Here is an 11,524-nt window from a genome sequence, read left to right on the forward strand (position 1 = left end):
GATTAAAATTTAATCAATATCACAAGGAAGTATTACTTGTACTGTGGTTCCTTTATTTACCTGAGAAGAAACTAATATTTCTCCCTGGTGTAATTTTATGATGTTTCTGGCTAAGGGTAGGCCTATGCCATAACCTTCATGCTCACCCGTGTTCGAGGCTCTGAAGTAAGGGTCGTAGATGAATTTTAATTCTTCTGCCGGAATCCCTATACCATCATCTTTAATGATGATGATGATTTTATTGTCAGCCACACCAATCCCTATTTTTACGGGAGCATAGTTAGAATATTTGCAGCCGTTTAAAATAATATTAGAAAAGGCAAGGTGCAGTAGTGGTTCATTGGCTTTTATTTTTAGCAAATATGGGTTTTCTGGCAGTAAGCTAAAGTCCATTATTATTTTGCACTCAGGGGCTATCTTTACCACAGTTTCTTTTACGTCTAATAGCAGCTGATCCATTCTAATGCGCAAAAACTTCTGTCTTTTGCCGTCAAATCCAGTTTGTGCTAGCATTAATAATGCCTTGGTTTTCTTTTCGAGCTTCTCAGCTTCTAGTAAAATAGTAGATAAAGAGTGTATGTACTCTTCCTTTTCTCGGGGCTTGCTTAGTGTAACCTCGGCCTCGCCCATGATAGAGGTCAGCGGTGTATTTAGTTCATGAGAGGCATTGCTAATAAAGTTCTTTTGGGTCTCAAAGGAGGTTTCTAGTCTAGTGAGCATATCGTTAAAAGTATTGCTCAGGTCATTGATAGTGTCTCTTTCATTTTTAGGGGCAGGAAGTCTTAAATGTAAGTTTTCTAGGCTGATTTCTTTGACCTTATTAATAATGTCGTTGATGGGTTGAATAATTCTTCTGGAGAATAAAAATGATATTATAAGTATCAGCAAAAAGGCAATGGCCAGAGATGTGAAGAGTAAGTTTCTTAGGTAATAGATGTGGTGAGAAATGAAGTAATTTTCAGCAGAAATCACCACCATATACTCTTCATTGTCTTCGGTGAAGTATCTTACGGCATAGTAGAAGGTTTTTTTATCGTTATACTGCGCTAAGCCTTGCTGGTATGCCTCATCTATAAAGGCCGGTTTGAAGTTGTTAAGTTCAGATCTCCATTTCTGATTATTAGTGATTTTTATAATGTATATTTTTTCGTCTTGAAGTTTTTCTAGATACTCTTGGCGTAGCTCACCTAGTATATTAGAGTGGTGCGGGGTTTCTAATTCTGATTTTGCTGTGGTAATGGCCCTAATCTCCAGTCTTTTGTAGAAGTCTGTGAAGGCGTAGTTAGAAATAGAATAATAGATAAACGCACTGAATAATAGCGTGTAGCAAATAAAAACAGTAAGTAGTATATATATGATTCTATTCTGAATTTTCATGAAGCTTCTTTTAAAACATATCCCATACCAATGATAGTATGGATGAGCCTGCTGTCGTTATTTTTTTCTAATTTTTTTCTCAAATAATTAACATACACATCTACCACATTGGTACCCATATCAAAGTCTATTCCCCAAACTTCTTCTAAAATGTCTATTCTTGAGAGTACTCTTTTTTTGTTTTTGATAAACATTTTCATTAGCCGAAACTCGGTAGAAGTAAGGGATATTTCTTGATTATTTCTTGTTAAAATTTTAGTGTCATCATTTAAAATAAGGTCGGAAAAGGTGTATATATTTTCGCTTACTGGTACGTTTTCGTCACCATATTCACCACGCCTGAGAAGCGTTCTTAACCTGGCAAGTAGCTCTATAAATTTAAAAGGCTTGCTTAAATAATCATCTGCTCCGGAGTCAAGGCCAAGTACCACATTTTCGGTACTTCCTAGGGCGGTTAAGAATAATATTGGTGTTTTTATTTGCTGGGATCTTATTTCTTTGCACACATCAAGACCACTTTTGCCGGGAAGCATAATATCTAAAATGATGATATCAAATTCATTGTTTAAGGCGAGGTTTAGCCCTGTGTTTCCATCCATTGCTATGGTTACTAGGTACCCTTCTTCTACTAAACCTTTATTAATGAAAGAACAAACATTGTTATCATCCTCTACTAATAATACCTTTTTCACCTTTAATCTTTATTGAAGTTCTAAAAATGCTTTTATAGAGCAACTGTAAATATACTCTAAGACTGAGCCTTAAGAAACGAAGAGCCAATCTATTTGTTACTTAAGCTCTGCTATAGTAAGTGTGTTTTATTTTGTCAAAACAAGTAAAAGAGAGCTCTTTTATATGATTGAAAGCAGAAAATGAGTGGTTATCAGTGTGTTATAGTTATATCTGTGATGTAAGTTTTAGGGTACTATTTGTATAAATAGTTTTTGAAAATTAAAGAAGGAGTATTCTATTACTAGTCTATAGTTGAAGAATAAAATGTTAAATGCTAATCAATATAATTGGGTTTCAATTATGTGCGATTTACGGTAAATGTGAATACAAAAGGGTACAGGAGTGCTTTTAGTGTGTATATAGATTAGATTGGTTCGTTAAGGCCTCCTATAATTGTACAAATATAAATTTATTAGCTATGAAACTAAAGAATCTACTTCTAATCCTTTCTATATGTTCTGCCGCAATGATCATTTCTTCGTGTGAAGATGATTCAGACAATATTTTGCCTAAGCCAGAAAAATCTTCTCAGCTAAAGATGATGACTGGAGGTAATAAAACAGAAAGCGTTAGAGAAATATAAAATTATTTTTCTCATTATTTTACTATAATGTAAGATATTGACTGGAATGTGTTTGTGTAGTTCTCAATTAAATATTCTATTTGAGGATAAAATAATTTAATTGAAACAACCTTAACCTTGGTCCTTTCATTTTTTAAGAAAACAATCTTATTAATGGCATGCGCGTGCGTGTTGTTAATGGGTTGCAACGATAATAATTTACATCCAGAAAAACCGACATTACCTTCAAGCAAAGTAGAGTTGGAATATATGCTGTATGGAGAAAAGTCTGCATCAGTAAAATATGACATCTTATATGAGTTGGCCTGCTTGCATTTGGATAATAATACGGATGCTGCTAAGAAATACGTAGGCGAGTGGTATGAGTTGAGTAAAGAGCAAGACGATTTACTTTCTTTATCACGCGCCTCATTTATGCAGGGGCTCATATATAAAATTGAGGGCGACTACTTGCCGGCAGTGGCCTACTACCTGGAGGCTGTGGATGGGTTCGAGAAATTGAACGATTTTAACCGTTTAGCTCCATCTTTAAATAATCTCGGTGATGTATTTAGCACTGTAGGTAATTTTACATATGCCATCAAGTTTTTTGAGAGTGCTCGTGATTTATACTCCAATCAACAAGATTTACACAAATTGGTTCTGGTAAATATTAATTTAGGCATATGTGAGTTTTCTAAAGAAGAACCAGATTATACCAAAGCGGAGAGTTATTTTAAATCTGCCATAAATTTCATAAAAAAGCTAGAAGAGCAGCATCATACTTACTACCTAAATAGGGTTTATAATCAAATGGGAACCATGTATTATAAACAAAAGGAGTATGCAAATGCTATTTTTAGTTATCAAAGTTCTTTAGAGTATTTGGTGAATAGCAATGCCAATGAAGAGGAGTTGGCCATTGGGTATGCCAATATTGCTGAGGTGTATTTAGCCAACAATCAAACTAAAGAAGCATTTGGGTGGATAAACAAAGCCTTAGACCTTATTGAGTTTCTTGATGGTGGCCAGGCAAGCATTGATATTTACAATATAGCAGGGCGAGTGTATGGTGCCAATAACTATTCCAATCAAAGTATTGAGTATTTGGAAGTAGCTATGGACATGGCTGATAAAGAAATTATCAATGAAAGTTTGCAAGAAACTTTGAAGTTACTGAAGGCTGCATATGACAAAAAAAGAAATATTGGTGAAGCTGTAACAGTTACACGTTATGCTAATTTACTAGATGCCTTTGCCGCACAGGAGTCAAAAGAGCACGAGTTAGTAGAGCAAACTAATTATAAGGCATTGCAGGCTGCTTTAAATAGTACTATAGAGTTAGAGTCAGCTATGAAGGCCAAGCAGCAAGAAACAGGGTGGAAGCGTGTATATAGTTATTTGGCTATTGCTGCTTTGATGCTAGCGTTAAGTATTGCTATTGTCTTAGGAATGCGAATTAAGAAAGCTCAACTTTTACAAGCCAAGTTAGACAAAGAGCTGAAGAAGGGGCTACACGTATTGAATAACTGGAATACCTACAAGTCAAATTGATATAGGATTAAGTTTCTACCAGTCCATTTTCCATGGCATAAACTATTAGCTCTAATGGGCTTTTTAGATTTAGCTTCTTCAGTATGTTCTTTCGGTGCGAGTTAATCGTATGAATACTCACATGAAGCTTTTCTGCTATTTCTGCCGTTTTATTACCTTGAGTAATAAGTGCTAATACCTCTTTTTCTCTGGGAGATAAAGTATTAGAAACAGATGGCGTATTGTAAGAGTTGTCAATTACAGCATCTAAAACTTTATTACATAAAAACCTTTCACCTTTTAAGGCACTTTTTATCGCTGTGGTAATTTCATCTTGGCTACACTGTTTGGTAACTATACACTTTACACCAACTTCTAATAACTGCCGCATAGCTGTTTTTTCTATAGAACCCGCTATAAGTAAAATTTCTGTATCGGTGTTACTTGCTATATCTTTTAAGGTAGTGGCGATCTCGTCATCGCTTTTATCAAACTCATGTATTAATAGCTTTGGTCTATGTGTAATTACCTGAGAGAATAACTCTTTAGCGCTTCTGCGAACAGTATGATAGTTAAATACAGAAGTGCATAGCGTATGCAAGCCTTCTTGTATTAAAAAGTCATTACCGGTGAGTAGTACAAGGGTAGGTTGTGATGTCATTGTTTAGAATAAATCTAAACAAAAATAAACATTATTTAGACATATTCTAAACAAGAGGAGGGTGATTTTAAAAAAAATTATTCTTTTAAAAATAGATAAAAGAGCCTCTATGTTTTTATGAAATTAAATTGCACTTCTTGAAGTTACCTCCGAGCTTTGCTTAATATATAAGTACATATTTAAGGATTTAAAGTTCAGGAAGTTATCCGTTAAAGTGACAAAGGATTTATGAAGGAATTAGAAATTATTGAAAGGGAATTGCAGCCATTTAAAGAAGCCTTAACTAATCATCAGTTGTATAAGCACTTGAAAAGCATTGATGATATTAAGACTTTTATGTCGTGTCATGTGTATGCAGTTTGGGATTTTATGTCATTATTAAAAGAATTGCAAATTGAACTGACTACCACGCAGGTTCCATGGGTACCTGTAGAAAACCCAGATCTCTCCAGGTTTATAAATGAAATAGTATTGGGGGAGGAGAGTGATGTAAATGAGATAGGAGAGGTGAAGAGCCATTATGAAATGTATCTGGATGCGATGGATCAAATAGGTGCAGATACTAAATCTATCAATGAATTTATTGAGCTTATTAATGCAGGAAAATCTGTAGCAGAAGCGCTTGATGTTACTAAACCAGAGCAAGGTGTAGTTGATTTCGTTAAATTCACTTTTGATGTTATAGGCACGAAAAAGCCTCATATGGTGGCTTCAGCGTTCACCTTTGGTAGAGAAAACCTAATTCCGGATATATTTATTGAGATTCTTAAAGAGGCAGATACCGATGAGGAGTCACCTTATAATAAGTTAATATATTACTTAGAAAGGCATATAGAGCTAGATGGTGATGAACACGGACCTTTGGCACTTAAAATGATAAGTGAGCTCTGTGATGAAGATAATCGTAAGTGGTTAGAGTGTATAGATATAGCGAAGAAGGCACTTCAGAAACGTATACAGCTATGGGATACTGTAGTAGAGAAGATTAAACAGAAAAATGCTGCTTTGGCGTAAGCTAATTGTATTTAATAGGTATTAAAAAAGGGTAGCTCAGCTACCCTTTTTCGTTGGTGAAGTCCTAAGACTTCGATTGTATATGAAAAGTGATCTTTATTCTGTTTCAAGAGTATAGAAGCCGTCAACATCCCCGCCCAAAATTTCAGCACCTTGAGTGGCTGTGGCATTGTCTACATCTACTTTATATATGAAAACTCCATCAACTGTAGTTAATTTTACATAGGCATATCCATCTTTTTGCGTAACGTTTAAGCGAGTTGGTCCGCCAGCGTATAGAGGAGCGTTGTCTACATAAGTGATCGATTTGGTATTTAAATCTAATATGGATAACCTTAAACCCATTTCGTACCATTTATTGGTTTCTTCAGTCTCTTTGGTAGCATAGATTCCTGCTAATACTTTATTGTTTCCGAGGTAGTAAGTATCGTTTACTTTTAATCCGTCAGTAATATTTTCAATATCAAAGAAATAATTTTGATCAAATGCACCATTCTTAATTCTTAAAATAGCAGATGGCTTTTCTTTTGTTTCAACACCAGACGCTTTCGAAGCAGTAGATACTGTGTAAATGTCTCCATTTTCTGTTTCAAAAATATGTCCTGATCCAGCATACACACCTATTACACCTGAGCGAGCATCTTTTAAAACAGTATCGAGCTCTAGAGAAGGGTAGTTAAATACTGCACAAAATGCAGTATCTGCATTGCTAGATGCCCAAGTTTGACTTGTGAGGTCTATAAGCATATAAGGCATATACAGTTTATTGTCTTTTAAGTGTATGCCTGTAAAATACGCTTGCTCTTGTGTGGCGCCTATAAGTTGTGTGTCAAAAACATTAGTTTGTGCCTTTTGTACCGAAGTTCCGTCTTTAGGGTTTATTTCATAGAAAGTGGCCAACTGAGAACCATCTCTTGGAATATTCATTCCTAATAAGGTATTTTCAGATACTTGCTCTATTAAATGAAGTTGAGGAACTGATATTTCATTTTCAGCCTCTAACTCACCGTTATCATTTAGTAAATAAGAAGTAGCTATATTTTCATCCTGGTAGCCTACAGTAAATAGTCTGTTATTGATTTTTTCATAGTAATGGAAACCAGTAAGTTCTATACCTTGTCCAATAACAGAAACTGTTCCTGAATCTAGGTTCTCACTGCTGATTAAATAGTCAGTAGTTTCTGATGCTGCACCTTCGCCACGAACAGCAAATACGAATTTTGATCCTTCAAAAGTTGCAGAGGGACCACTATCGTCATCACCGCAGGCTACGTTTAGAGCAACAACTGCAATAAATAACAGTAATTTGTTGGCAAGAGTAAGTAAATGTTTCATTAATTTATTTTTAGTTTAATGGAGTTAATTAAATTTTATTTAAAAAGTATCGTAGTTTAAGATAGAAAGCTCTTCCGGGTTTTTCTAACCTGAAGTTATCATATAAAATACTATCCGTGATATTGTTGCATTCGCCAGAGATATTGTATTTTCCATTACTTAAAGAGTAAGCAAAAGCTAGCTGGTGCGACCATTGTTCTGGAATGCTGTTCTTTGAGTCAGGGTCTCCGAGTACATCCCATTTTAAATAGTATTGATGGTTGTAGGAAAGTCCATAAGTAATACTAAAATGATCTTGGTCTTTTAATAAATCATCAAATTGGTAAGATACTGATGAGTTGCCATAAAAGTATGGAATGTTTGGTAGCCTTACCTCATATAAGGGGCTAACTTTACCAGGCTGATCTGGCTCATACTTATCGTTGTTGACTAAATTTTGATAAGTAGCATTCAAAGTTATCCTTAGTTTATCATTATAAGTATAGGTTATTTGGCTTTCAGCTCCAGAGTTTTTGGCACTTCGTAAATTGACGGCTACATTTTGGTTGCCTACAATCTCATTTCTAATAAAGCCATCCGCATTTCTGTAAATGAAATTCCCTTCAGCTTCTAGCATATGCTTTATGCCTAACTTAGTTCTAAACCTAGCTCCCACATTCAGGTTTTTACTCTCTTCTGGTTTAAGTTCAGGGTTTGCAGCTATTCTAATGCCATCACCGAAGATTTCGTCACCATCTGGTAGGCGACTGGCCAATTCGTATGATGCTTTTAACTGCCATTGTTTATTAATGTGATAGGAGAGTGCAGCACCATAGCCTAATTTATCGTAAGTAGGGTCCACTTTCTCGTATCTTGGGTCATCATAACTATCTACTTTTCTAAAGTATTCGCCTTTCAAACCAAAATATTTCACAAAGACGTTGGCATTCAGTTTTTCTTTAAAATTGTAACTGTAGCCTAAACCAAGTATGTTTTTCGTTATTGTTTGAGGAAATGCGTAAGCCTGATTATACGGATTAACTTCATCATGCCCTTTTCTGTCATACTGACTCCACACGTGGTTGAGGTCTATTCTATGTTGTGTGCCCAAGTTGTAAGAGATGCCCGCCCGCAGTAGTTTTAGGTGGTTTTTGAATGTATAAAGCGTTTTTATTAACTCGGCAGCTGTTGTGTCATTTAATTCTTTGTAGGATTGATCCCAATAATAAGTTCTGGCGGTAGTATCTATATTTTGAATTTCCCCATTGTTGTAAGAGCCATATAGGCTTACATTTAGTCCTTTGGTAAATAAATCTGCTTTGTCATATTTGATGCTTGGCATCACTGTGCTGGAGGTTCTTTTTACTTTTCCAAATACCTTATCCATGGTAGAACCGGTCTGAATATCCTTATCCGACTCAGAAAGGATAATACCTATCAATAGATTATCAGCATAAGATTTACCAACAAGCCCAGCATCTAGTTTGATGGTTTTAGAGTCATATGTATCGTGAAATCTTTCTGCATCAAAAGGTTCACTAAACTTACCATTGCTAAGAGGTACTCTTACATTGTGCACGGTGTAGTTATTGTCACTATAATTTTGGAATATGTTGGTTCTTACGGTTAGGCCTTTTTTAGAAGTAAAAGCAGCATTGATGGAAGACCTGTGTGTGTTAAATGAGCCGTATGAGTAAGATGCGTCTATATAATTATAAGAAGACTGATCTGTAATTAAATTAATGGCTCCACCCAATGCATCAGCGCCAAGGTGCACAGGTACCACTCCTTTGTATACTTCTATGCGTTTGGCTACATTAACAGGTATATTATTCAGGCTAAGCGATTCCCCAAAATTATCCATAGGTACGCCATCAAGGAAAAATTTAACCTGGTTGCCCGAGTAGCCATTGAGGAATAGGTTAAAACCGGAGCCAACTCCACCTTGTTGTCGTATTTGCACGCCAGGAATTTTTTGTAATACCTGATTTACGTCTGCAATGTTATTTTTTAGGAGTTTGGCGTCAATTGCGTTAACCACATAGGGCTGTTCTTGAACTTCTCGGGCTTCACTTTTACCCTCAATCTTTATCTCGTTAAGTGTTTTAGTGTTTTCTGAGAGCACAAAGTTAACTGTAGGGGTATCGGTGGTGATAGAAACATCTTTTTCAATGCTGTTATATCCAATAAAACTGCATATTAAAATAACTTGTTTTTCCTTTGGCGCTGCAATAGAATAGCGGCCATTAGCGTCAGTATTAGTTCCTTTTGCCGACCCCTTTATAGATATAGTTGCATAAGGCAGTGCTTTTCCCTTATTATCAGTAACTCTGCCTACAATAGTTTGCGCACAGACTGAACTGATACAGGCCATTACTAAAAAGAGGGTTAATAAGGGTTTGCTCACAATAATTATTATTTAGACTAATTTTAAATAATAATGCAAAGATAATTTCTATTCTTCCTTAATCAATAGCTATAAATAGTGCTTTTAAATCACTACTAGTAGTTATTAGTTCTATTAATGCTTAATGTTTTAATATATTGATTTCAATAGAATTAGCCTAAAACTACTATTGATAATGCTTAGAAAGGGCTAGTAATAGTTAGCTATTATTAGTTACTAAATACACTAATAATAGCGATTGCGAGTGAAGCATTGGCGCTCTACATTTGCTTCATAATTTATTTAGTCTAATTCTAAATAAGTGATAAATATTATCTAAACAATCGCAATACCACAGTTTCAACCTATTAAAATCTCTAACATGTTTCAGGAAAAGTATGGAGCCAATGTTGCTGATCTGCCAAAGGGAGATCAGCTATACAAGTATATTTTCAGTGATCTCCCAGAGAACAAGGCGTATTATCAAAAAAGTATTAACCAAACAGTAAATGCCGTACTAGAGCATTTAGAAACAAGACCCACACCATTTACAGGTGTTTCTATCAATGAAGTAAAGGAGCGTTTCAATAAAGTTTTTATTGATGACACCAGCATGGGCAATTCTTTACAAGAGGCACTTGATGAGTTAAAGGAGCTTTATATGAATGATGCTATTTCATTCCATAATAAAAAATATGTAGCCCATTTAAATTGTCCGATATTAACTCCTACGCTAGCCGCGGAGGTAATTATTAGTGCTATCAATACCTCAATGGATACTTGGGATCAAAGTGCTGGAGGAACTTTTATAGAATTAAAACTAATAGACTGGACCTTAAATAAAATAGGTTATCCTCAAAATAGTGATGGTGTATTTACTAGCGGGGGTACCCAGTCCAACATGATGGGACTACTGCTGGCCAGAGATCATTTTATACATAAACACTATGATATAGACCCTAAAATGGATGGGCTGCCTGCCGAGGCTAATAAATTCAGAATTTTCTGCTCTGAAGTAAGTCATTTTAGTTTGAAGAAAAATGCCTCTTTATTAGGCTTGGGGCAAAAGTCTATCGTGGCTGTGCCTGTTGACGAGTCATTTAAAATGGATGTTAAAGCTCTAGAAGCCGCTATAGAAGCAGAAAAGAGCGTGGGCAATATTCCAATAGCAGTAGTTGGCACTGCTGGTACAACTGATTTTAGCTCAATAGATCCATTAAAGAAGATAGCTCAGGTAGCCGAGGATAATAATATCTGGTTTCATGTAGATGCAGCCTATGGTGGAGGTTTGGTATTAAGTGACAACCATAAGCACAAACTTAGCGGAATTGAATTGTCAGACTCTACTACTATTGATTACCATAAGACATTTTTTCAACCGGTAAGCTCAAGTGGCTTTTTCATGCGTGATAAAAGTTATATTGATTATATCAAGTACCATGCAGACTACCTGAACTCTAAAGAGCAGGAAGATGATGGAGTGCCCAACATGGTTAAAAAGTCTATTCAAACCACAAGAAGGTTCGATGCGCTTAAATTGTGGATGACGTTAAGAATTATGGGGCGTCATAAGTTAGGGCAGTATGTAGATGATATGATAGATCTGGCACAGAAAACCTCTATAATGCTTAGAGAGAGAGGAAAATTTGAAGTGCTTAATCATCCGGAAATCAGTGCCATAGTATTTAGGTACAATCCTTTGCCTCAATCGCAAGCAGACCTTTGTGGTGTAAATGCCTACATTAGAAAAGCCATGTTTAATGACGGCAATGCCTTGATAGCAAGTACTAAAGTAGATGGAAAGGTCTACCTGAAGTTTACTTTGCTTAACCCCATTACTCAGCTTAGCGATATGGAAGAAATAGTAGAAATTATTGAAAAGCACGGACAAGACTATTTCAGAAATAACTAATCATTAATCATTACCAATCTAGATCAATACATT

At 35.6% G+C, this 11,524-nt stretch carries 9 protein-coding genes; 4 read left to right on the forward strand and 5 right to left on the reverse strand.

Translation table 11 applies throughout. The features are described from left to right. Nucleotides 1–9 precede the first annotated feature (9 nt). Both ACXACQ_RS13925 and ACXACQ_RS13930 read right to left on the reverse strand, forming a co-directional pair. Nucleotides 10–1,377, reverse strand: coding sequence for a sensor histidine kinase (locus ACXACQ_RS13925; protein ID WP_474976561.1), 1,368 nt, complete (start codon nucleotides 1,375–1,377; stop codon nucleotides 10–12). Further along, nucleotides 1,374–2,069, reverse strand: a complete 696-nt coding sequence (locus tag ACXACQ_RS13930) for a response regulator transcription factor (RefSeq protein WP_474976562.1) — start codon at nucleotides 2,067–2,069, stop codon at nucleotides 1,374–1,376. The genes ACXACQ_RS13925 and ACXACQ_RS13930 overlap by 4 nt, the downstream gene beginning before the upstream one ends. Nucleotides 2,070–2,527: 458 nt before the next feature. Between ACXACQ_RS13930 and ACXACQ_RS13935 the strand changes: the two genes are divergently transcribed. Both ACXACQ_RS13935 and ACXACQ_RS13940 read left to right on the forward strand, forming a co-directional pair. Continuing rightward, on the forward strand, nucleotides 2,528–2,692 hold the full coding sequence (locus ACXACQ_RS13935) for a hypothetical protein (RefSeq protein WP_474976563.1): 165 nt from the start codon (nucleotides 2,528–2,530) through the stop codon (nucleotides 2,690–2,692). 153 nt (nucleotides 2,693–2,845) lie between these two features. After that, a complete protein-coding gene (locus ACXACQ_RS13940) occupies nucleotides 2,846–4,225 on the forward strand; it encodes a tetratricopeptide repeat protein (RefSeq protein ID WP_474976564.1) in 1,380 nt (459 codons plus the stop codon). A 7-nt stretch (nucleotides 4,226–4,232) separates the two neighbouring features. Here the strand turns inward: ACXACQ_RS13940 and ACXACQ_RS13945 are convergent, their stop codons facing one another. Further along, nucleotides 4,233–4,865: a response regulator transcription factor gene (locus tag ACXACQ_RS13945; RefSeq protein ID WP_474976565.1), complete on the reverse strand. Its 633-nt coding sequence runs from the start codon at nucleotides 4,863–4,865 to the stop codon at nucleotides 4,233–4,235. A gap of 228 nt (nucleotides 4,866–5,093) precedes the next feature. Here ACXACQ_RS13945 and ACXACQ_RS13950 point away from each other — a divergent pair, with 228 nt between their 5' ends. Next, nucleotides 5,094–5,879, forward strand: coding sequence for a DUF3050 domain-containing protein (locus tag ACXACQ_RS13950; protein ID WP_474976566.1), 786 nt, complete (start codon nucleotides 5,094–5,096; stop codon nucleotides 5,877–5,879). Between the two features lie 96 nt (nucleotides 5,880–5,975). On the opposite strand, the gene ACXACQ_RS13955 is transcribed toward ACXACQ_RS13950, so the two are convergent. Then, nucleotides 5,976–7,214, reverse strand: coding sequence for a hypothetical protein (locus tag ACXACQ_RS13955; RefSeq protein WP_474976567.1), 1,239 nt, complete (start codon nucleotides 7,212–7,214; stop codon nucleotides 5,976–5,978). 28 nt (nucleotides 7,215–7,242) lie between these two features. Further along, nucleotides 7,243–9,567, reverse strand: a complete 2,325-nt coding sequence (locus ACXACQ_RS13960) for a TonB-dependent receptor (protein ID WP_474976568.1) — start codon at nucleotides 9,565–9,567, stop codon at nucleotides 7,243–7,245. Nucleotides 9,568–9,961: 394 nt separating this feature from the next. Here ACXACQ_RS13960 and ACXACQ_RS13965 point away from each other — a divergent pair, with 394 nt between their 5' ends. Further along, nucleotides 9,962–11,491 carry a pyridoxal phosphate-dependent decarboxylase family protein gene (locus ACXACQ_RS13965; protein WP_474976569.1) on the forward strand — a complete coding sequence of 510 codons (1,530 nt, stop codon included), beginning with the start codon at nucleotides 9,962–9,964 and terminating at the stop codon, nucleotides 11,489–11,491. The last annotated feature ends 33 nt before the right edge of the window (nucleotides 11,492–11,524 follow it).

This window comes from Fulvivirga sp. AWR4_260 (genome assembly GCF_056158185.1).